General features: G+C 61.6%; 17 protein-coding genes. 12 read left to right on the top strand and 5 right to left on the bottom strand.

What is annotated here, in order from left to right:
- Window positions 1-2: 2 nt before the first annotated feature.
- Entirely contained in the window at window positions 3-509 is a 507-nt protein-coding gene (locus AC6FTP_RS11075) for an O-acetyl-ADP-ribose deacetylase (RefSeq protein WP_497206981.1), read from the bottom strand.
- Window positions 510-521: 12 nt separating this feature from the next.
- The gene (locus AC6FTP_RS11070) at window positions 522-1,091 is read right to left on the bottom strand and encodes a hypothetical protein (RefSeq protein ID WP_497206980.1); all 570 of its coding nucleotides are present in this window, start codon (window positions 1,089-1,091) and stop codon (window positions 522-524) included.
- Window positions 1,092-1,148: 57 nt separating this feature from the next.
- Here AC6FTP_RS11070 and AC6FTP_RS11065 point away from each other — a divergent pair, with 57 nt between their 5' ends.
- From AC6FTP_RS11065 to AC6FTP_RS11040, 6 genes are read left to right on the top strand one after another with little or no spacing between them, the layout of a single operon-like run.
- Window positions 1,149-1,910 carry an SWIM zinc finger family protein gene (locus tag AC6FTP_RS11065; RefSeq protein WP_497206979.1) on the top strand — a complete coding sequence of 254 codons (762 nt, stop codon included), beginning with the start codon at window positions 1,149-1,151 and terminating at the stop codon, window positions 1,908-1,910.
- Window positions 1,911-1,938: 28 nt separating this feature from the next.
- Window positions 1,939-3,093 carry a hypothetical protein gene (locus AC6FTP_RS11060; protein WP_497206978.1) on the top strand — a complete coding sequence of 385 codons (1,155 nt, stop codon included), beginning with the start codon at window positions 1,939-1,941 and terminating at the stop codon, window positions 3,091-3,093.
- A 35-nt stretch (window positions 3,094-3,128) separates the two neighbouring features.
- A complete protein-coding gene (locus tag AC6FTP_RS11055; protein WP_497206977.1) occupies window positions 3,129-4,046 on the top strand; it encodes a DUF4886 domain-containing protein in 918 nt (305 codons plus the stop codon).
- 46 nt (window positions 4,047-4,092) lie between these two features.
- The gene (locus AC6FTP_RS11050) at window positions 4,093-4,608 is read left to right on the top strand and encodes an RNA polymerase sigma factor (RefSeq protein WP_497206976.1); all 516 of its coding nucleotides are present in this window, start codon (window positions 4,093-4,095) and stop codon (window positions 4,606-4,608) included.
- Window positions 4,605-5,894 carry a FecR domain-containing protein gene (locus AC6FTP_RS11045; protein ID WP_497206975.1) on the top strand — a complete coding sequence of 430 codons (1,290 nt, stop codon included), beginning with the start codon at window positions 4,605-4,607 and terminating at the stop codon, window positions 5,892-5,894. The genes AC6FTP_RS11050 and AC6FTP_RS11045 overlap by 4 nt, the downstream gene beginning before the upstream one ends.
- Window positions 5,891-8,734: a DUF1588 domain-containing protein gene (locus AC6FTP_RS11040; protein ID WP_497206974.1), complete on the top strand. Its 2,844-nt coding sequence runs from the start codon at window positions 5,891-5,893 to the stop codon at window positions 8,732-8,734. Before AC6FTP_RS11045 ends, AC6FTP_RS11040 begins: the two co-directional genes overlap by 4 nt.
- 214 nt (window positions 8,735-8,948) lie before the next feature.
- Here AC6FTP_RS11040 and AC6FTP_RS11035 read toward each other — a convergent pair whose 3' ends face one another.
- The 3 genes from AC6FTP_RS11035 to AC6FTP_RS11025 all read right to left on the bottom strand — a co-directional run bounded on the left by AC6FTP_RS11035 (window position 8,949) and on the right by AC6FTP_RS11025 (window position 11,403).
- The gene (locus tag AC6FTP_RS11035) at window positions 8,949-9,242 is read right to left on the bottom strand and encodes a hypothetical protein (protein WP_497206973.1); all 294 of its coding nucleotides are present in this window, start codon (window positions 9,240-9,242) and stop codon (window positions 8,949-8,951) included.
- Window positions 9,243-9,316: 74 nt separating this feature from the next.
- Complete coding sequence (locus tag AC6FTP_RS11030) at window positions 9,317-10,726, bottom strand: ATP-binding protein (protein ID WP_497206972.1); 1,410 nt, start codon at window positions 10,724-10,726, stop codon at window positions 9,317-9,319.
- Window positions 10,723-11,403 carry a response regulator transcription factor gene (locus AC6FTP_RS11025; RefSeq protein WP_497206971.1) on the bottom strand — a complete coding sequence of 227 codons (681 nt, stop codon included), beginning with the start codon at window positions 11,401-11,403 and terminating at the stop codon, window positions 10,723-10,725. The genes AC6FTP_RS11030 and AC6FTP_RS11025 overlap by 4 nt, the downstream gene beginning before the upstream one ends.
- A gap of 171 nt (window positions 11,404-11,574) precedes the next feature.
- Here AC6FTP_RS11025 and AC6FTP_RS11020 point away from each other — a divergent pair, with 171 nt between their 5' ends.
- From AC6FTP_RS11020 to AC6FTP_RS10995, 6 genes are all read left to right on the top strand, one after another.
- Complete coding sequence (locus tag AC6FTP_RS11020; protein WP_497206970.1) at window positions 11,575-12,381, top strand: GxxExxY protein; 807 nt, start codon at window positions 11,575-11,577, stop codon at window positions 12,379-12,381.
- Window positions 12,382-12,590: 209 nt separating this feature from the next.
- Window positions 12,591-13,589: a c-type cytochrome domain-containing protein gene (locus AC6FTP_RS11015; RefSeq protein ID WP_497206969.1), complete on the top strand. Its 999-nt coding sequence runs from the start codon at window positions 12,591-12,593 to the stop codon at window positions 13,587-13,589.
- Window positions 13,586-15,676 carry a DUF1549 and DUF1553 domain-containing protein gene (locus tag AC6FTP_RS11010; RefSeq protein WP_497206968.1) on the top strand — a complete coding sequence of 697 codons (2,091 nt, stop codon included), beginning with the start codon at window positions 13,586-13,588 and terminating at the stop codon, window positions 15,674-15,676. Before AC6FTP_RS11015 ends, AC6FTP_RS11010 begins: the two co-directional genes overlap by 4 nt.
- A gap of 21 nt (window positions 15,677-15,697) precedes the next feature.
- A complete protein-coding gene (locus AC6FTP_RS11005; protein WP_497206967.1) occupies window positions 15,698-17,116 on the top strand; it encodes a DUF1501 domain-containing protein in 1,419 nt (472 codons plus the stop codon).
- 241 nt (window positions 17,117-17,357) lie between these two features.
- Window positions 17,358-18,647 carry a DUF1552 domain-containing protein gene (locus AC6FTP_RS11000; RefSeq protein WP_497206966.1) on the top strand — a complete coding sequence of 430 codons (1,290 nt, stop codon included), beginning with the start codon at window positions 17,358-17,360 and terminating at the stop codon, window positions 18,645-18,647.
- The gene (locus AC6FTP_RS10995; RefSeq protein ID WP_497206965.1) at window positions 18,644-20,548 is read left to right on the top strand and encodes a prolyl oligopeptidase family serine peptidase; all 1,905 of its coding nucleotides are present in this window, start codon (window positions 18,644-18,646) and stop codon (window positions 20,546-20,548) included. Before AC6FTP_RS11000 ends, AC6FTP_RS10995 begins: the two co-directional genes overlap by 4 nt.
- The last annotated feature ends 118 nt before the right edge of the window (window positions 20,549-20,666 follow it).

Genomic DNA, 20,666 nt, shown 5'->3' with positions numbered 1-20,666 from the left:
ATTTATCGCAGAAGTTCTTCGTACCTCACCCGATCCGCGTCGCTGAAGCAGCAGAAAATCACGGTCCGAATCGAGCGCGGCATCTGTAAAAACGCCTTCACCGCCTCCACGGCGATCTCCGCCGCCTGATCCGCCGGGAAGCGATACACACCCGTCGAGATGCACGGGAAGGCGATGCTTTGCAGGCCATGCTTCGCGGCCAGTGCCAGCGAGTTTTGGTAACAAGCCCGCAGCAGTTCCGGCTCCCCATTCACGCCGCCATGCCAGACCGGCCCCACGGTGTGAATGACATGCCGCGCCTTAAGTCGGTAGCCTTTCGTGATCTTCGCCTCGCCGGTCCGGCAGCCGTTGAGCCTCATGCATTCCGCGACCAGTTCCTGCCCGGCTGCCCGATGAATCGCCCCATCCACTCCACCACCGCCCATTAGCGAGGTGTTCGCCGCATTCACGATGGCTTCGACATCAAGCTGGGTGATGTCGCCTTGGAGGACTTGGACTTCGGAGGCCATGGTTTCGACAGATTACTTCTCCCGCAGCATCACCATCGGCTCCGTCCACTTCCAGAACTTCGGGCCGAGCAGGAGCGGGTAGTTCTTTGGATCGGCGGTGAGGGAGTTGTGAGGTCCGTCTTTGTCGGGGAGAATGCTGCCTTTCAGTTCGCCAGACTTGATGGCGGCAGTGACGGCTTCGTGATTGATGGCCCAGAGGATAAAGACTTCATCCTTGGAGGGGCGGATCAGGTGCAGGGTGCCGTCGTCTTTTTTGGACGTGTCTTTGAGGATGGCAAAGTGGACCTTTTCGTCTGTCTTGGTGCCGACCTCGCGCAGGCTAAGCGTGAAGATCTCAGGTTTCTTTTTGGCATCCTTCGGATTGGCTTCCTGGAGTTCAATCATGCCTTGCGTGGCATCGCGGACCCGGAAGACGAAGACTTCCTTCGGATCATCGGTGGGATGCCAGTTGCCTTCCCAGTCGGCGGCCTTGAGACTCAGTGCACCAGCACCGAAGTTATCAGGCACGTAGGTTTCCGGGCAGGCAGTAAGCAGGACGGCAAAGGCGAGGCTGGTGGCGAAACGGAGGAGGTTGGTTTTCATGGCGGTGATGGCAGCCGGGACTCGACGCCACGCCTGCTGCAATGTAAACGCTGAATCATGTGGTGGTCCTACGAAGACGTCCGAGAACAAAAAGAGCGACTGCAACGCGAGATCGCGAAGCGGAAGAAGCGTGGCGAGAAGTTCGAGCCGCTGGCAGCCCCGGCGGGACAGAAGAAGCTCTGTACCACTTTTTGGGGACAGGCTTGGTGCAAGAACCTCGAATCGTATCAGCAATATGAGAGCCGACTGCCGCGTGGGCGCAGCTACCTACGACAAGGCAACGTGTACAACCTCGGGATCGAAGCCGGAAAGCTATGCGCGGTGGTGGCAGGATCGGAACTCTATGACACGAACATCCACATCCAGCCGCTGCCAAAGAAGCAGTGGAAACAAATCGTGGAAGCAGGAGCCGGGCAGGTCGGATCGATGCTGGATCTGCTCGCAGGCAAGCTGGGCGATGGCCTGATGAGCATCCTCACCGATCCAAAGGACGGCCTTTTCCCAAAGCCGAAGGAGATTCGCTTCGACTGCTCCTGCCCGGACCATGCCGACATGTGCAAGCATGTCTCCGCCGTGCTCTACGGCGTCGGCGTGATGCTCGACACGAAGCCTGAGCTACTCTTCACCCTGCGCGGAGTCGATCAGGCGGAGCTGCTATCGAACGCCAGCAGCGCGGCGATCACTAGCCTCTCGGCAGATTCAGGTGATCTGGCCGACGCAGACCTCTCGGCGATCTTCGGCATTGATCTAACCGCCGACGTGATTTTACCGGTGATCGAGGAACCCGAGCCTGCGAAGAAGAAGGCCCGCAGGAAATGATCGCGTCTGGCCGACGTTCTTTCCGGGCATGAAATCCAGCCTCTTCGTCCTTTTCACCTCCACGGCTCTTTTTGCCGCCGACGCTCCGAAGCCGAAGCCCAAACCCGCTTTCCAATATGAATCGGGCGACATTCACGTGAGCATCCCGAGCGCTGATGAGCCGCGCGTCGCGCAGTTCGGGCCTGAGTCAATCCAGGCTGCGGCCAGATATCTCGAAGACGGCGCCCTCTCCTGGGTGCGTGAAAAATCCTGCGTGAACTGCCACACGACCGGTCCCTACCTCAGCGAGCGGCCCGCGCTCATCCCACAGCTCGGCAAGGCGAATGAAGAGATCGTGGCGGACTTCATCGACTTTGTGCCCAAGGAGGTCAAAGCAGTCACCGAGACGGCGACCAAGAGCGGCCACAAGCACTACCCCGCCGCATTCACCAGCGTGTGGCGCAGCCTCGGACTTGCAGAGTGGGACAAGCACGTCACCGGCAAAACCTCCGAGGCCACTGAACGCTCGCTGCGGGACATGTTTGAGCGTCAATCGGCCAGCGGAGCCTTCGTCAGCCACGGCGAGGTCGAGATCCCGCACATCACGACGGACTTCGAGCTTTCGCTGCAAGCCGCGCGTGCCATCACCTCTGCGCCGGGATGGGTCGCGGGGCTCAAGGACGAAGCATTGCTCGCGAAGGTCGGAAAGCTCAAAGCTTGGCTGAAGCAGCCTGTGCTCAAAAACGACTTCGATCGAGTCCTCCAACTGCAACTGGCGCACTACCTGCCGGACCTCGTGGTGCAGGCTGAGCGCGAGTCTTCGCTGGCTTTGCTCTCCTCCAAACAACACGCCGATGGCGGCTGGAGCACGCGTGACTTCTCCGCGCTCAACGACTGGCACTTCGAGATCAGTGAAACCGTGGCCAAGCTCATCACGAACCTTCCCGATGCCGCGAAGCCGGAGAGCGATGCCTACATGACCGCCTTCGCCATCGTGCTGATGCGTCAGAGTCATGTCCCGGCGAAGGATGAACGCCTTCAAAAGGCCGTGGCTTGGCTGAAGAAAGAACAGCGTGTCTCCGGGCGCTGGTGGATGCACTCGCTGTATCGCGGGAACTACCACTACATCACCTACATCGCGACGTGTCAGGCGCTGAAGGCGCTGGCGCTGTGTGATGAGCTGCCCGCGATGGGCGCGGAGTGATTGTGCATCAGACATCGCTGGCTACCCATTCAATCATGAAGCTTCATCTCTGCTTAACCCTGCTGCTCTTCACTGCCGTCAGCTTTGCTGGCGAGGCGAAGACGGTCCGCATCCTCACCATCGGCAACAGCTTCTCGGCGAATGCCACGAGACATCTCGGCGATCTCGCGAAAGCAGGCGGACACACGCTCATTCACCGGCCACTCGTGATCGGTGGTGCATCTTTCCAGGTGCATGCGGAGAAGGCGCAGAAAAACGAGGCCAATCCGAAGGACAAAGCAGGTCTCTACACGAGCGGTCGTGGCTTGAAGGATAACCTCACGGCGGACAAGTGGGACTACGTCACGATCCAGCAGGCGAGCATCAAGAGCCACGACTTCGCCACTTATCAGCCTCATGCCGGTTGGCTGCGCGAATACATCACCAAACACGCGCCGCAGGCGAAGCTGCTGGTGCATCAGACCTGGGCGTACCGGAAAGATGATCCGCGTTTCACCAAGCCCTCAGACAAACCGGGTGAACCCAAAACCCAGGAGGAGATGTATCGCGGACTGACCGCCGCCTACGACAAGATCGCCGCTGAACTCGGCGGGAAGGTGATCCCGGTGGGTGACGCACTTTTCATGGCCGATACGGATGCGATCTGGGGCTATCAAACCGACACTTCGTTTGATCCCAAGACCGCGAAGCAGCCCGCACTGCCGAACCAGAAGCACTCGCTGCACGTCGGCTGGCGCTGGGCGAAGTCGAAGGACGGCAAGAAGACCACGCTCAGCATGGACGGGCATCACGCGAACACGGCAGGCGAGTATCTCGGTGCCTGCGTGTGGTATGAAGTGCTGTTTGGTGAGAGCGCTGTCGGAAACAGCTACTTCCCGAAAGACTTCGATGCTGCCTACGCCCGCTTTTTGCAGGAGACGGCTCACAAGGCGGTGCTCGCGAGAGAAAAGTAGCCTTGTCAGGAGTTGCCGGGCAGGATCGTTGCCACTCCAGACTCACATGCCCCTCGATCACGAAACGATTCTCCGCAGCCTCTTTGCCGCACGTCAGCGGCTCAGTGCGGCGGCGTGGTTGATCGTGCGGGATGCGCAGGCGGCGGAGGACATTTTTCAGAATGTGGCGCTCAAGTCGGTTACGCGCGGTGTGAGCTTTGAGCACGAGGGCGCGCTGCTTTCGTGGGCCACAGTTTCAGCGCGGCGCGAGGGCATCGACTGGCTGCGGAAGCGCAAAAATGAAACGCTCGGCCTGGAACCTGACGTGCTGGATCTGCTGGATCACGAGTGGCAGTCAAAGTCTACCGCGCCTGAAGGGCCGCGCATGGAGGCGCTGCGCGAGTGTCTGGACAGCGTGCCCGCGAACTCGCGTCGTTTGCTGGAACTGCGCTATTTTGAGGGCCGCCCGTGTCAGGAGGTCGCGGAGGCACTCGGTGCGGGTGTGGAGGCGGTTTACCAGCGGCTCTCGCGGCTGCATCGCCAGCTCAAGCAATGTGTCGATCAACGTCTTTCCCACTCATGAACGACGAACTTCTGCTTCAACGTCTCCTCGATGGCACCCTGACTCCGGCGGAACAGGTCGAGATCAATCAACGCTTGCGCGAGGATGCGGCGCTGCGGGACGAATTGCGCGAGATCGCCGTGCAGGCAGTGGCGATGGGGGATTTTGCGCGCGGCGCGGACACTCCTGTCCGCATTGGTCTTCAAACAGCGGACAAGAGTGCCCGCATCACAAACTGGCTCGCGCTCGCGGCCTCCGTCGCGTTGCTGGCGGCGAGTGCGTGGTTTTGGAACGCACGGCGTGAGGTGCCGGTGCTGACTCTGGTTGATTCGTCGGGCTCCATCGCCTGGAGCCAGGGTGGCGAGCTGCGGCAGAGCGTGGTGGATGGGGACCAGCTCAGCTCGGGCACGCTGGAGACGATTGGCGAGACCTCGATGGCGCAGCTCGCTTTTGCCGACGGCACGCTCATCACGCTGAGCGGCGAGTCCGAGCTTTCGTTTTCCGAAGACGGACAAAAGCGGCTGCTGCTGCGCAGAGGATCACTCTCCGCGCAGGTGAGGCCACAGCCAAAAGGCAAACCTATGCTCGTGCGCACGCCGAGCGCCGAGGCTGAGGTGGTGGGGACGGTTTTCGATCTCTCCACACGGCCCGAAGACACACTGCTGAAAGTCGATGAAGGACTCGTGAAGCTGCGCCGCCTCGCAGATAACAGCGCCATCGAGGTGCCGGCGAAAAGCAGCGCCGTGGCCTCGCTCGACAGTGCTTTGAAGCTCGATTCCGCATCCACGCCGGAGCCGCTGACAGACTGGAGCTTTGATTTCACCACGGCCACGCCGCCGCGCGACTGGCGCGGATTTGCAAAGAATGGAATGATGAATGCCAGCTCCTATGTGGCCAGGAAGCTGCCCGATGGCCGCATCATCACCCACCACGGCGTCTCCGTGCGCACGGCGATGCTGGAGCAGCCGTTGCGCCTCATCGTCACTGAAAGCAGCGTCATTCGCTACCGCCTGCGCGTGGACAAGCCGACCAGCCTGCAGCTCATGTTGTTGACGAACGAGGTCGCCGGAGGATTCGGCGGAAACTTTGAGTGCCACATTCCAAAGGAAGAGCTCAAACCCGGCCCGGATGGGTGGTGCGAGCTGGCCATCCCGATCAGCCGATACGAAGCAATCGACCACCGTGCGCACATCCGCACACGCCAGCCCACCGCCGCGGGCAACATCATCACCTCGGCCATCATCAGCACCTTCGGAAACGACCGTAAGCTCGCTGTCTCCCGCTTTGAACTTTCGTCCCGTCCATGAAGCAGCTTTTCAATGTGCTGGCATTCGTGTGCTGGCTTCCGGCACTGTCGGCAGAAGTTCCACCCTCCTTTGAAGCCCATTGCTTCAAATGCCACGACGCCACGCAAACGGAAGGCGATCTCGATTTGGAAGATTTTGTGTCCCGAAAGCCTGGCGCGGAGCATGTCGTGACGCTAGAGGACATCATCCTGCGCATCGAGGAGCACGACATGCCGCCGAAGAAGTCGCGCAATCAACCGAAGGACGCGGAACGCGCTGAAATGATCGCCTGGGCACGAGGACAGATCAACGTGCTCGCCGAAGCCTCGATGGATGATCCCGGCCGCGTGGTGATGTCGCGGCTCACGCGCCCCGAGTATCGAAACGTGATCCGCGACCTCAGTGGCGGCATCGTTTTGAAAGCGGGCGAGTATCTGCCGAACGAAGGCGGTGCGGGCGAGGGCTTCTCCAATGTCGGCGAGGCTCAAGGCATGGGCGTGGCGCAGTTCGAGAAGTATCTGGAGGCCGCGAAGGGCGCGTTGAAACACCTGCGCGTCTCGCCGCACGATGGCCTCGTGTGGAGCGCGGTGCCGCGCGAGCCGGTGGAGGATGTCCCCTCGCAGATCAAGGAGTGCGTGGATGATCTCATCGCCTGGCATGTCGCCCAGCAGCAGAAATGGGGGGCAGAACATCGCGAGAAGCTGGCGGCGAAGTTTGGCTCGGCGCATGGCTTTTATCTCGAACTCGCCTTTCGCGCCAAAACAGACCGCCAACTGCCAGACGAGCCGTTCTCAGCGGTCGCGCTCGAAAAATGGCAGCGCATCCTTGCCGATGAAAAACGCGATTCACCCTTCGCGGATTGGGCGAAGGCATGGCGGGCCATTCCAGCCTCCATCAGCAACGAAAAACTCCGTGCCGAGTGCCAGGCCATCGCGCTCGGCAAGCACGGTGGCTCCACCGAGGTGGAGAACGAAGACTACGCCCCGCCCTACGAGATCAGTTTTCACGAGGCACGCGAGGAAGTGCTCGAAGCCGCCACGAAGCACGGCCACTGGCCCTTTCGCATCGACATTGGCGATGCACGGGAGCTTTTTCTGATCGTCACCGACGCGGGTGACGGCGGACGTGGCGAATACGCCGTGTGGCAGAAAGGCCGCATCGTTTTCAAAGACGGCAGCGCCAAGCCCTGGCAGGACGCCGTGCAGATCGTCGGTGCGAACAGCGGCAAGCCCTTCGCCTGGGGCGTGGATGGCGAGGGCTCGCAGAAACTCGGCCCCGATGCCATCGGCGTGCGTCCACCGGGTGCGTTGAAGTTCGCTGTGCCGGAGAATGCCATCGTCTTCGAGGTCGATCTCACGCTCGACAAGAACCGCACAAAACTCGCAAGCATTCAGGCGCTCGTGTTGAAGGAGAAGCCGAAATCGCAGAGCTACATCCCGGGACGCTACGTCTTTGGAGGAAAGAAACGCGAGGCCGATGCCAGCCAAAAAGGCAACAAAGAGCGCGAGCAACTTCTGCGGAAGCGCAACGTCTCCGAGGCCAATCTCACCAAGGTCGGCCTCAACGCCGAGCGCAATGTCTTCACCGCCTGGAAACACACGACCATCGAAGCCATCGGCGGCCCGTGGACGGATCAGGGCGAGGACAAGGAAGAACCCAACGCGCCTTACCACTACAGCGCCACGCAGGTGCGGCGAAACGCGACGCCGGAGGATCTCGCGGCGCTGGAGGCGCTCGAAGGTCGGCTCGCCGCGCTCACGCGGCCTGCTGACGAAGCGAAGGCCGCTCGCTGGCTCGCAGACTTCGCCCGCAAAGCCTGGCGCGGCCATCTGAGCGATGCGGAGAAGGCCCTGCTCGCCAAACTTTACCGCGATGCCGCGAAGCCCGGCGTGAGCTTCGACAGCGCGATGAAAGTGCCGCTGCTCGCCGTGCTGATGTCGCCGGAGTTCATCTATCGAGGCACTTCTGATCTCGCCTCCCGCCTCTCTTTCTTCCTCTGGGCCAGCATTCCCGATGACGAACTCCTCGCCGCCGACCTCAGCAAGCCCGACGTGCTCAAAGCGCAAACGCAGCGCATGCTCCGCGATCCACGCGCCAGAGCGCTCGCGGAAGTCTTCGCTGCACAAGTCTGGCACTTCGAGGACTTCGAGACCTTCACCGGCCCGGACGAAAAACGCTTCCCCGAGTTCACCGCCGCGCGCCGCCGCGAGATGCTAGATGAGGTTCATGCCGCGTTGAATCGCGTTTTCCTCGACGATGCGCCGCTCTCGCGATTGCTCGATGAGGATTGCCTCGCGACGAAGCCGCTCTTTCTCACCAAAACCTCCCTGCCCCTCCGCTCCAGTCCCGTGCAGCGCGGTGCCTGGGTCGTCGAGACCTTGATCGGTCGCCGCATTCCGCCGCCTCCGCCGAACGTGCCGAAGCTCAGCGAAGACGAGAAAAGCAGCGAGGGCTTCAACATCCAACAGCAGCTCGCCAAACACCGCGCCGACGCCAACTGCGCCGCCTGCCACGCCAAGATCGACCCGCCCGGTATCGCGCTGGAGAACTTCGACCCCATCGGCCGCTGGCGCGATACCGAGCGCGATGGCTCCCGCGTCGTGAACACCGAAACGCTCGCCGACGGCAGCGAAATGAAGGGCGTAGAAGGTTTGAAGACATGGCTCAAAAGCCGCGAGCACGAGTTCTGCACCAACTTCCACCGCAAGCTCCTCGGCTATGCCCTCGGCCGCGCCGTGCTGCCGGGCGACAAACGATTGCTGGAGCGGATGGCCCGTCAGGAAACTTTCTCCGGCATGGTTTTGGAGATCGTGACGAGCCGGCAATTCACCCAAAGTGTTTCGAGCTTTAGCTCGAAGTGATGCTTCGGCGGCTGGCGAGTGGCGAATCACCTTCCACTACCACTACGGCGAGATTACCGCGCAGATCTACTCCGGTGAGGAAACTCGTGCCGTCCACGAGTATAGACAGGTTCGGCTTTGTCAAAATGGCTGACTCCGTGGATTCCTGGCATGAAAAAGGCCGCGCCTTTTTCGGGGCGCGGCCTTGTGGGTGCAGGCGTGACAGGACGAAGCATCAATCCTGGTCCGGCATTCCGCCTTTGGTGCCTTTGGTGCCTTTGGTGCCTTTGCCGCCGCGGCCGCCTTTGCCTTTGCCTTTGCCTTTGCCTTTGCCTTTGCCTTTGCCTTTGCCCTTACCTTTGCCTTTTCCTTTGCCGTGCATGTCTCCGGGGCCGGGAGCAGGATCGGCCTGGCCGTCGGCTGCGGCTGCTCCTGCGGCGGCTTTCATGTGGCCGCCGCGGTGGGCGAATGCGGAGGGGATGGAAACCGCGAGCGCGGCGGCGATGAGGGTGACGAGTGTTTTCTTCATGGTGTTTGGAAGTGACCGGGTTGTTTCAGTCACGTGCCCATGATGATTCGCGAAGATGACGCGAAGGTGATGCGTCAGACTTTTTTGAGCGTGAAACTCAAAACCCCACCAGCTAGCGATGCGTCGAGTCGGCAGCCGATGGCTTTGGCAGCCTGCCGGGCGAGCGCCAGGCCGAGGCCGCTGTGGGCGCTGTTGCTGCGTGACTTTTCGGCACGCCAGAAGCGGTCAAACAAGTGCGGCAGGTCTTCTTGGGTCAGCTCGGGAGCGGCGTTGGCGATGGTGATGCTGCCTGCATCGAGTTCGATCTCGATTCTGGTGGATTCAGGCGCGTATTCCACGGCGTTGGTGAGCAGATTGGTAAGGATGATGCGCAGCAGCCGTGCATCGGTTTCCATCGAGAGTCCGGGTTCGGAGCGGAGGCAGAGGTCGAGTTGCTTGGCGTCCACTTTGTCAGCGCAGGGTTGCAGGCATTCGTGACACAGGGCGCTGAGATCGACGGTGGAGAGTTGAAGGGCCGTTTCGCCGGATTCGAGGCGGGCAAGGGTGAGCAGGGCTTCGATCAGGTTTTCGAGTTGAGAGGCAATGGCGAGCGTGTTTGCCGGAAGCTCGGCATCGGCTTGATCCGGCCATTTGAGGGCGACTTCGCCGAGCATTTTGAGTTCGGCGACGGGCGTGCGCATTTCGTGGGCGAGATCGGCGCTGAAGCGTCTCTCACGCTCAAAGCCTTGCTCGAGGCGATGCAGCAGCTCGTTGAGCGCGGTGTAGATCGGGCGCAGTTCAGCGGGAGCCGTGGTGGCATCAAAGCGGGCGTGCAGCGTGGGGGCGTCGATGCTGCGGGTTTGCTCGCCGAGTATCTGGAGCGGGCGCAGGCCGTGGCGCAGGGCGATGCTGACGAGGAAGATGGTGCCGCAAGCGGCGAGCAGGCCGGTGATGCCGATGCCGCCGAGCACAGAATTGAGTGTCTGCTGCGCGGCGGCGGAATCTTTGGCGAGGAGGATGAGATTGGAGTCGCTGCCGGGCCTGCCTTTGCCTTTTCCTTTGCCCGAGCCTTTGGCAGCGCTCGCGGCGGTGCGGAAGGCCATCATGCGCACGGAGCGGCCATCGGCGAGCGTGCCGGAGGTGAAGACGGGATCGGTGCCGGACACTTCGAGGGCGGGTAGCTGCATGTCCCCGAGGCTGCTGGATCGCTCGATAGCCTCCCCATTCGAGTTCCACGTCTGAAAGTAGGAGCCGCCTTGCGGATCGTGGTAGTCGGCGAGGCGGTCTTGCAGGCGCATGCCGCGTCCACGCGGGGTGCTGTCATCGTCGGTGGTGTCGCCGCGGGTGGTGAATCGTGCGAGCCGCGCATCGACCGCGAGCGCGGCATCGAGGGATTTGTGCAAGCTGTGACGCACACTGAGATAGACGCCTGCTCCGGCGGCGCACCACAGTACAGCAAGGCCGCCGAGCAGCCAGAGCGAGAGGCGTCTTTTGATGGAGGTCATGAGCGGCGTGCCTCCATGACATAGCCCTGGCCGCGTCGAGTGTGGATGAGCGGCGCGAGATCATCACGCACGGCGATTTTTTTCCGCAAAGCGCACACGGCGGAGTCCACGACGTTGCTCATGGGCGAGACGAGATCGTCGTAGATGTGCTGCTCGATCTGGGTGCGGGTGACGATCTGCCCGGCGCGGAGCATCAAATACTCCAGCAGGGCAAACTCGCGGGCGGTGAGATCGAGCGTGACTCCGCAGCGTGTGGCTTTCCGCGCGGCTGAGTCGAGCGTGAGGTCCGCCAGCGTGATCTCGCTGGCCGCGTTTTGATAACCGCGACGGCACAGCGCCTCAACGCGAGCAAGCAGCTCTTCCAAGGCGAAGGGTTTGACGAGGTAGTCATCCGCACCGCCGCGCAAACCGGCCACGCGATCCGCGACGGCATCCCGCGCGGTGAGGAACATGACAGGCGTGCGGTTGCCGGAGGCTCGCAGGGTCTTGAGAATCGTAAAGCCATCGAGCGATGGCAGCATGACGTCAAGGATGGCGGCATCGTAGGGATGATCCTCCGCCATCTCCAGCCCCTCGCGGCCATCGCCCGTGGCGTCCACGGCATAGCCACTGCGCCGCAGCGCGAGCACGATGGACTCGCGCAGGCGGGTGGTATCTTCGACGACGAGGAGGCGCATGGTGGAGTATGGGGCTGGAAGATGACGCGAAGATGATGCGGAGGTGGGGATTGGCAAAGGAATGGGGGTGAGGGAATGGTTTTTTGCTGTTCTGATTTGATGGGGTGATGCCAGAAGCCAGTTTTTGGTTTTGGTATTCATTCCCTTGCCAATCTCTACTTCTTACCCGCCATGCCCATCCACCGCACTCTTGAGCTTCAGTCTGTCAGTGACGCCGACTTTGACGTGATCGATGAGGCGGTGATGCGCTGTGCCTATGCCACTCAAAACAAGTTTGGCCGTTTGTTCGATGAGCGTATCTATGAGAATGACCTTGCCGCCAGATTGCGGGCGGAGGGATTTGAGGTCCATACGCAGGTGGCGGTAACGGTGTCGCATGGCTCGTTTGAGAAGACCTACTACCTCGATCTGATCGTCAATCACATGATCTATGAGTTGAAGGTGGTGGCATCCTTATTGGAGGAGCACCGGGCGCAGGGCTTCCACTACGCGATGCTGCAAAACATCCGGCGAGTGAAGCTCATCAACTTTGGTGAGGCCAAAGTGCGCGGCGACATTGTGCGCAATGCGATCACCGAGGAAGCCAGGCACCAGCCCACGTTACGGAAGGCAGGTTGGCGCGTCTTGTCTCCGAACTGCGAGAGGTTGTTTGATCATCTCAAAGCGATCATCAAAGACTGGGGCATGCATCTTTCCAGCCAGATCTACAACGAAGCACTCATCCATCACTTCGGCGGCGAGGCTCATTGCCTGCGGAGGCTGGAGGTCTGCTCTGGCAACCTCACGCTCGGAACTCATCCCGTCCAGATGCACAGCGAGCAACATGCATTCACACTGACGAGCCTCACTCGGAATCACGCGGCGTTTCGACAACACCTGGTGACTCTGATGGAGCACACGGAGTTGAAGGCCATCCAGTGGATCAACCTCAATCACGCTCGAGTTGAAATCACGACGTTGGAGCGAGGTGGGGTTTGATTGGCAAAGGAATGGGGGCAAGGGAATGTTCTTTTTTGAGTTCTAATTTGATGGGCTGATGCCAGAAGCCGGTTTGAATCCTTTCATTCATTCCTTTGCCCCCATTCCCTTGCCAATCCGTCATTTTCGCCGCTGGCATCATGTTCGCATCATCTTGAGGGGCCACGATTGGCGGTATGTTCCGCCGACTTTTTCTCCCTCTTCTCATTTTGACCGCCGCTGCTCAGTCGCTGGCGCAGGCACCGCTGCCGGAGAAGCCGGAGGAGGCCCCGCAGCCGCCGCCGGGGATGCGGGGCGGGTTTGGCAAAGGGAAGGGCAAGGGGAAAGGCCGACCCATGACGCCTCCGTCGCCTCCGGCATCACCGGCGACGGGTCCGACCACGCCTGCGAAGCCTCCGCAGATGCCTGCGAACGCTCAGCAAGCGCCTCAAGCGCCGCAGAAGGCGGGCGCGGATTTTTTCAGCCAGAAGATTCTGCCGGTGTTGCAGCAGAAGTGCTTCAACTGCCATCAAACAGGCCGCAAGATGAAGGGCGGACTCGCGGTGGATTCGCATGCGGCATTGCTCGCGGGTGGGGACAGCGGCCCCGCGCTGGTGCCCGGTGATGCGGCGAAAAGCCTGCTCTATGTCTCGATGACCTACGCGGATGCCGATTTGCAGATGCCGCCGCGCGAGCGGCTCTCCGCAGCGGTGCTGGCGGACTTCAAACAATGGATCGAGATGGGCGCTCCCTTTGGCGCTGGCAGCCCGCCGGTGGCTGGTGGCACTCCAGTCGCGCAGGCGGCGGAGGGTGCGGGATTTTTTGCGACGATCACGGCAGTGCGTGGCAGCTCGGTGACTTACACCCGCGACAGCAGCAGCGGCGGAGGCATGATGCGCGGCGGCATGGGCAAAGGGAAGGGCAAGGGCGGCATGATGCGTGGTGGTGGCGGTGCGGAGACGACGCAGAAGGTCGCGGAGAAGGCGCTCATCACCACGGCCACGCTCGCGAGGCGAACTCAAGACTTGCTGGTCGGTATCGAATTGAGCGGTGGGCTGGCGAATCCAGCTTTCGAGGCGGTGAAGCAGGGCGGCGTGAAGGCGCATCTCGTGGTGAAGGACGGTCAGATTACCGAGCTGAACCTCATCACCGCGCAGGAGGAAAATGACGTGCCCATCGCGGTGAAGCCGAAGCGTCCGCCGACCACATCGAACAGCTTCAAACCATGAAACGCTTCCTTTTTCTCCCGCTTGTTGCCGCGCTGACCTGTCAGGGCCAGGAAGCCTCGAAAAAGGAGGTTTTTTGGTCTTTTCGCCAGCCGGTGAACATTCTGCCGCCAGCGGTCAAAGAGGCCTCTTGGCCGCTCAGCATGGTGGATCGCTATGTTTTGGCCGCGCAGGAGAAAAATGGCCTTTCGCCCGCGAAACCAGCGGAGGCTCGGGTGCTGGTGCGGCGGCTGTTTTTTGCCCTTTGCGGCCTTCCGCCCTCTGCGGAGGTGGTGGAGCACTGGCAACGCGAAATCGGGCCGGATTTGAATCAAACCGCCATCGCCGCACTGGTGGACTCGCTGCTGAGATCGCCACGTTTTGGCGAGCACTGGGGCCAGCACTGGCTCGACGTGGCCCGCTTCGCCGAATCGACCGGCGGTGATGCCAATGGCATCCATCCTTATGCCTGGCGCTACCGCGATTATGTGATCGACAGCCTGAACGCGGACAAAGCCTTCGACCGCTTCATTCGCGAGCAGATCGCGGGCGATTTGTTGCCGATCTCGTCGGACCAGGAGTGGGCGCAAAATCTCGTCGCCACCGGTTTTCTCGCTGTCGGTCAAAAACTCGTTGGCGAGGTGGAGGATCGGAAGTTTCACGCGGACCTCGTCGATGAGCAGATCGATGCCACCACTCGCGCGTTTCTCGGACTCACCGCCGCGTGCGCACGCTGTCACGATCACAAGACCGATCCCATCCCGCAGGCGGACTACTACGCGCTCGCCGCGATCTTCCGCAACACGGAGACGCACTACGGCCTCATCAAAGCGCAGTCGAGGCAGTATTCCACGCTGCTCGATGTCACCGGCATGGGTTTGTCTGCGGGCCGTGACGCGCTCACCGCGCAGCAGCTCGCCGAGATGAAGGCGGAGCAGGAGGCCGCCGCGCAAAAGATGGACGACATCATGCGCACCATCCGTGGTGGCGATGGCGTGACCCGCGCCATGCTGCGGCGCTCCCGCACGCAGCGGGATCAAAGCGAGGCGCTGATGCAATCCTATGATGCCCAAGGCAACCCGCTCACCTTCATCATGGGCGTGCAGGACCGCGATGCGCCGCTGGAGACGCGCATCCTGGAGCGTGGCGAGCTGGACAAACCGGGCGCATTGGTCAGCGCGGGCTTCCTCCGTGCGCTGCATCCCGGGTCCACACCGCCGACGCTGCGTCTGCGCGAGGGCAGCGGTCGATTGCAGCTCGCCGACTGGCTCGCCAGCCCGCGCAATCCGCTCACGGCCCGCGTGATCGCGAATCGCATCTGGCATTGGCTCTTCGGACAGGGCCTGGTGCGCACGGTGGATGATTTCGGTGCCACGGGAGACAAACCCACGCACCCAGAGCTGCTCGATCATCTCGCGCTGCGGCTCATCGAGCAAAAATGGTCGGTCAAGGCTCTCATCCGCGAACTGGTGCTCACGCGCACCTGGCAGCAGGCATCCACTTTTGATGCAGAGAAGTTCGCGCGCGATCCCGACAATGTTTTCCTCTGGCGCATGAGTTCGCGTCGTCTCGAAGCCGAGGCCGTGCGCGATGCGATGCTCGCCGTGAGCGGCAAACTCGACCTCACCCGGCCCGCGAAGCCGCTCATCGCCGCCGCAGGCGAGGGCACCGTGGGCCAGGCCGTCTTTGAACCGGAGATTCGCAAAATCGCCGCACCCGTGCGCAGCGTCTATCTGCCGCGTGTGCGCAGTCTGCTGCCGGAGATGATGGAACTCTACGACGCACCTGATGCCAGCAACGTCATGGGCGCACGCGAAACGACCACCATGCCGCTCCAGGCACTGCACGCGCTGAATTCCGCCTTCGTGCGGCAGCAGGCGGAGGCTTTCGCCGACCGTCTCAGTAAGCTCACTATTTTTGAGCAGTGGGATCATGCTTGGCTAAGCGCCTTTGGCCGCAGGCCAACTGATCGTGAGCGCGAACTCGCCACAGCCTTCGCCTTTGAGCAGGAGGCTGGGCACGAAGGAAATGTCACCACCTCACGCCACGCTGCGCTCATCACCCTCGCCCATTCATTGCTCTGCGCGGCGGAGTTCACCGTCATTGATTGAGCACTCAAGCGCATCCCACTCATGAAAACGACCTCGTTTTGCCTCAACCGCACCGCCGCCGTCACTCGCCGGGAAGCACTGAGTTCGCTATCGGCTGGTTTTGGTTATCTCGCCTTCCAAAGCATCGCTGCGGCGGCTACATCGCCCCTTGCCAGCAAGCAGCCGCATTTCGCCCCCAAGGCGAAGCGGGTCATTTTTCTCTGCATGAGAGGCGGTCCCTCGCATCTCGACACCTTTGACTACAAGCCGCGCCTCATCGCCGATGCTGGCAAGCCATCGCGCTACGCCGGATCGCAGCTCATGCCGTCGCTGTGGGAGTTCAAGCAGCGCGGACAGAGCGGGCTGTGGATCTCGGAAGCTTTCCCGAATGTCGCGAAGCACGCGGATGACCTCTGCCTGCTGCGCGGCATGACTTGCGACCAACCCAGCCACGCGCAGGCCTTTGTGCAGATGCACACGGGCGTCTCGCAGTTCGTGCGGCCCTCGCTCGGTGCCTGGGCGCTCTATGGCCTCGGCACGGAAAACATGAACCTGCCCGGCTACATCACGATCAATCCGCCGAGTGCGAATGGCGGTGCCCAGAACTACGGCAGCGCCTTTCTACCTGCCGCGTATCAGGGAACGAAGTTCCAAATCAGCGACAGCAGCCAGCGCAGCCGCGCCATCGACATCAAACGCCGCGGCGAGGTGAACAACGACGGCCTCAACCACCTGCGCAACGAACACCTCACCACCCAACAGCAGCGCGGTCAGATTGATTTCATCAACGCGCTCAACCGCGAGAAGCTCGCCCGCGACACCCACGCTCCGCTCATCGAAGGAGCCATCGAGAGCTACGAACTCGCCTTTCGCATGCAGGACGCTGTGCCCGGCGTGATGGACCTGACGGGTGAATCACCGCAGACGCTCGCCCTTTACGGCATCAACGAAGACCCCACCGATGGATTTGGCCGCCAGTGCCTGCTCGCACGGCGCTTTGTCGAGGCAGGCGTGCGCTTCATCGAGCTAGGTCACGGCTCCTGGGATCAGCATGCGAACATCCAGACCGCGCTCGGCCAAAACTGCGCCCAGACCGACAAACCCATCGCCGGCCTGCTCGCCGATCTCAAGCAGCGCGACCTGCTCAAAGACACGCTCGTCATCTGGGGCGGCGAGTTTGGCCGAACCTCCCACTCGCCCGATGGCAACGGCCGCGATCACAACCACAAAGGCTACACCCTCTGGATGGCCGGCGGCGGCGTCAAAGGCGGCTTCTCCCACGGCGAAACCGACGAGCACGGCTACGAAGCCGTCACTGGCAAAGTCCACATCCACGACTGGCATGCCACCGTGCTGCACCTGCTCGGCTTTGACCACGAAAAGCTCACCTACCGCTTCGGCGGCCGGAACATGCGGCTCACGGACTTGTATGGGAACGTGGTGAAGGAGATCATTGCATGATGTCACCTGCCGGAAACATACCGCAACCACCCCGGCCACATCTGCGGGCGGCCGACCAGGCGATTGCAGGAGATTCAGGAAAAGACAGTCTTCATGAGATACCGGCTGGCTCGTGAGACTGCAACAGTCGCTCACAGATTGGCAAACATTCTGAACCCAATCGGGATGGAACGTCAGGATTCAACGGTTCCCAACGTCACTTAAGGACAACGGAGCTTCGACCGTCCGCCACACGCATCCCATGAATCGCCGACATCTTCTCAAAGGCCTCGGAGCCACGCTCACGCTGCCGTGGTTTGAATCGCTCGCCTCAACCGCCGCCGCAAAGGCTCCGGTGCGTTACGGCTGCCTGCTTTTCGCCAATGGCGTCAATCCGCATGAATGGAGCGCCAGTGACGAGGGCGATGCCATGCAGCTTTCCAGCACGTTGAAGCCGCTGGAGGGGTTGAAGGAGCACATCACCGTGCTCAAGGACCTGCACGTCTTCAACAACACCAGCGGGCCGCATTGGCCGCTGTTCTCGAACTACCTCAGCGGCGCGCAATTCAAGGAAACGCTGATCCCCGAAGGTGGTGAGTCGCTGGACCAGGTCATCGCCCGCCACACCGGCAAGGAAACCTCCGTGCCGAGTCTCGTGCTCGCCGTCGAGCCTGCGGAGAGCGGACTGCGCGGCGGCGTGCCGGCGGTGTATTACAGCACCATCTCGTGGTCGTCGAAAAACACGCCCATCGCTCCGGAAGTGTATCCGCGCGCCGTCTTCGACCGTCTTTTCGATACCAGCGGTCTGTTGTGGGACAAAAGCGTGCTCGACGCCGTGCTCGCCCAATCCAAAGACATGCGCGGCAGGCTTGGCGGCATGGACCAGCAGAAGCTCGATGAGTTCATGCACAGCGTGCGCGATCTGGAGCTGCGCATTGAGCGAGCGGCGAAGGAGGAGCGGCTGGAAGGCTGGCGGCCCTCTTTGGCAAAGCCGGACATGGACCGCCCGCCCACCGGAACCCCGCAGGACGTGCGCGAGCACATGCGCTTGATGCTCGACCTCCTGCTGCTGGCCTGGCGCATGGACAAGACCCGCGTCGCCACGCTCATTTTCAACCGCGACGTCTCGCACATGAAGTTCGGCTTCCTCGACGGCGTTCTCAACGACCAGCTCCACGGCATTTCCCATCACAAGGAGGACGCGAAGAAACTCGCCTCGTATGCGCGCATCAACCAGTTCCACGTCGAGCAACTGGCCTACCTCATGCAGAAGATGCAGCAGGTGGATGAGGGCGGCGGGACGACGATGCTCGACAACGTCATCCTTCAGTTCGGCAGCAACATGTTCAACGGCGACAGCCACGACGGACGCAACCTCCCCATGATCCTCGCCGGCCACGGCGGCAGCATCGCCGGAGGACGCGTGCTCGACTTCGGCCCCAAGGCCGAGGATCAGCAACGCGCCTGCAACCTTTACCTCGGCATCGCCCAGCGCATGGGGCTCAAACTTGACCGCTTTGGCGATAGCGTTGCTCCGCTCTCCCTCGCATGAAATCCCTGATCACCGCTCTTTTCCTGGTTTCGCAAGTTCTCCATGCTTCGGGGCCACTCGTCTTGAACCTCTGGCCCAGCATGCCTCCAGGACCAGCCGCGAAGACCGAGGGCGCGGAGCGCGACCTCACCAAGCCCGAGGACAAGCTCATCGCGGGGCGCAAGATCATCAAACTCGGACATGTGAGCACGCCGCAGATGCATGTGTATTTGCCGCCGAAGGAAAAGGCGAACGGTGGTGCAGTGTTGATCTGTCCCGGTGGTGGATTCAGCATTCTCGCGTGGGATTTGGAGGGCACGGAAGTGGCCGAATGGCTGAACTCGCTCGGCTTCGCGGCCGTTGTGGTGAAGTATCGCGTGCCGACTCGCGAGCATGGCGACGCTTTGAACGAAGCGGGCAATGCTCCCATGAAGGCCGGCGGCCCCGTGATGGACGCGCAGCGGGCGATGAGCCTCACGCGAACCAAATCCGCCGAATGGGGCCTTGATCCGCATCGCATCGGCATCATGGGGTTTTCCGCCGGCGGCGAAACGGCGGGCCTTGCGGCCATTCTGCGCGAACAACGGCTCTACGAGAAAGTGGACGCCCATGATGAGCATTCCTGCGCTCCGAGTTTTGCCTTGCCGATCTATCCGGGTGGCTTCTACGACAAGGAAACGGGCGGCTTGAAACCCTACCTCAAGGTCACGAAAGACACGCCGCCCATGTTCTTCGCCATGGCGCAGGATGATCATGTGAACTCACTGAACTGCATCGTGCTCTACACGGAGCTGACGAAGAACAAGGTGCCCGCCGAACTGCATCTCTTCACGCACGGTGGACACGGCTACGGCCTGCGCCCGACCTTCACGCCGGTCACGCATTGGACTAGAGCGGCGGAGCAGTGGCTGAAAGGGGTTTGCGCTTCAGCGCAATCGGATTGGGCTAAAGCCCAAGCTGCTTTTGCCGGAAACCCGGCCGATCATCTGCCACCGAACATCCACCAGATCACCAGCTTCGGCGAGCGGGCGGAGTTTTCGCACGACAGCCAGCGCGTGCTCTTCCTGAGCAAGCAATACGGCGACGTGATGGAATACACGATCCGCACCGGCCACATCCGGTGCCTCACGCAGCACTTCAAACACCACGGCTTCAACCGCGTGATGCTCCTGAGCAACGGCGACTACCTCCTCACAGGACCGGATGAAACCTTCGACGCCACCAACAAAGAAGCGCGGCTCAAAGCACGTCGCTTCGCCAAGATGTTCGTTTTGGATCAATCCCTCACGAAACCACCCACACCGCTCGGCGTCGTCGCGGCGGAAGGTCCCGCCGTTTCGCGTTCGCAGCTCGAGATCGCGTGGACGCATCACATCGAAGGCGAACATCGCCAGACGGCCATCTCCTGTGGCGACATCATTTATGACAACGGCACGCCCAAGCTCGCCAACGCCCGTCTCGTGCTCACCACCAAGGACTTCCCCGAAGGCCAGCGCCCGAAGATGATTGAGACGCAGAACTTCACCCCCGACGACAAAGCGATCACCCTCACCGCCTACCTCATCGAAAACGGCCATAACACCGAAGGCTACACCTTCGACCTCGAAACGAAGAGGCTCACCAACTTCACCCGCACCCCCGACGACTACGAGGACGTCGAAGGCATCTTCCCCGATGGCAAGAGCACCCTCGTCGAGCGCAACCACAGCGTCGGCAAACCCTGGCCGATGGTGGACGCCTGGCGCGTCTGGTTCGACGGCTCACACGAGCCCCAACGCCTCACCCGCTTCCTTGACTTCCCCGGCTACAAAGCCGCCAACTACGTCGTCAGTGATGACGCTCGGCTCATCGCCTTCCAGCTCGGCATCAGCGGCGACGAAGCGGGGGTGGGCTATGGCTTGTTCCTCATGGAGTTGGAGTGATGACGCCTCATGCTCGCAAAGAAATGCTCCCCCAGGCAATGCATCATTGTCAGCGCCGAACCTTCTAAAACGTTCCTCTCCAAACCATGAAAATCCCGGCAACATTCCTCCTAGCCTC

Origin of the sequence: Prosthecobacter sp. (assembly GCF_044378005.1) — a bacterium.
Lineage (GTDB): Bacteria > Verrucomicrobiota > Verrucomicrobiia > Verrucomicrobiales > Verrucomicrobiaceae > Prosthecobacter.
Note: the sequence above shows the minus strand (reverse complement) of the source record. Positions and strands in the feature narration are given on the sequence as shown.

Bases quoted from the DNA above. Each gene is read 5' to 3' on its own strand.
- AC6FTP_RS11075 (WP_497206981.1), bottom strand. From the start codon at position 509: ATGGCCTCCGAAGTCCAAGTCCTCCAAGGCGACATCACCCAGCTTGAT.
- AC6FTP_RS11070 (WP_497206980.1), bottom strand. From the start codon at position 1,091: ATGAAAACCAACCTCCTCCGTTTCGCCACCAGCCTCGCCTTTGCCGTC.
- AC6FTP_RS11065 (WP_497206979.1), top strand. From the start codon at position 1,149: ATGTGGTGGTCCTACGAAGACGTCCGAGAACAAAAAGAGCGACTGCAA.
- AC6FTP_RS11060 (WP_497206978.1), top strand. From the start codon at position 1,939: ATGAAATCCAGCCTCTTCGTCCTTTTCACCTCCACGGCTCTTTTTGCC.
- AC6FTP_RS11055 (WP_497206977.1), top strand. From the start codon at position 3,129: ATGAAGCTTCATCTCTGCTTAACCCTGCTGCTCTTCACTGCCGTCAGC.
- AC6FTP_RS11050 (WP_497206976.1), top strand. From the start codon at position 4,093: ATGCCCCTCGATCACGAAACGATTCTCCGCAGCCTCTTTGCCGCACGT.
- AC6FTP_RS11045 (WP_497206975.1), top strand. From the start codon at position 4,605: ATGAACGACGAACTTCTGCTTCAACGTCTCCTCGATGGCACCCTGACT.
- AC6FTP_RS11040 (WP_497206974.1), top strand. From the start codon at position 5,891: ATGAAGCAGCTTTTCAATGTGCTGGCATTCGTGTGCTGGCTTCCGGCA.
- AC6FTP_RS11035 (WP_497206973.1), bottom strand. From the start codon at position 9,242: ATGAAGAAAACACTCGTCACCCTCATCGCCGCCGCGCTCGCGGTTTCC.
- AC6FTP_RS11030 (WP_497206972.1), bottom strand. From the start codon at position 10,726: ATGACCTCCATCAAAAGACGCCTCTCGCTCTGGCTGCTCGGCGGCCTT.
- AC6FTP_RS11025 (WP_497206971.1), bottom strand. From the start codon at position 11,403: ATGCGCCTCCTCGTCGTCGAAGATACCACCCGCCTGCGCGAGTCCATC.
- AC6FTP_RS11020 (WP_497206970.1), top strand. From the start codon at position 11,575: ATGCCCATCCACCGCACTCTTGAGCTTCAGTCTGTCAGTGACGCCGAC.
- AC6FTP_RS11010 (WP_497206968.1), top strand. From the start codon at position 13,586: ATGAAACGCTTCCTTTTTCTCCCGCTTGTTGCCGCGCTGACCTGTCAG.
- AC6FTP_RS11005 (WP_497206967.1), top strand. From the start codon at position 15,698: ATGAAAACGACCTCGTTTTGCCTCAACCGCACCGCCGCCGTCACTCGC.
- AC6FTP_RS11000 (WP_497206966.1), top strand. From the start codon at position 17,358: ATGAATCGCCGACATCTTCTCAAAGGCCTCGGAGCCACGCTCACGCTG.
- AC6FTP_RS10995 (WP_497206965.1), top strand. From the start codon at position 18,644: ATGAAATCCCTGATCACCGCTCTTTTCCTGGTTTCGCAAGTTCTCCAT.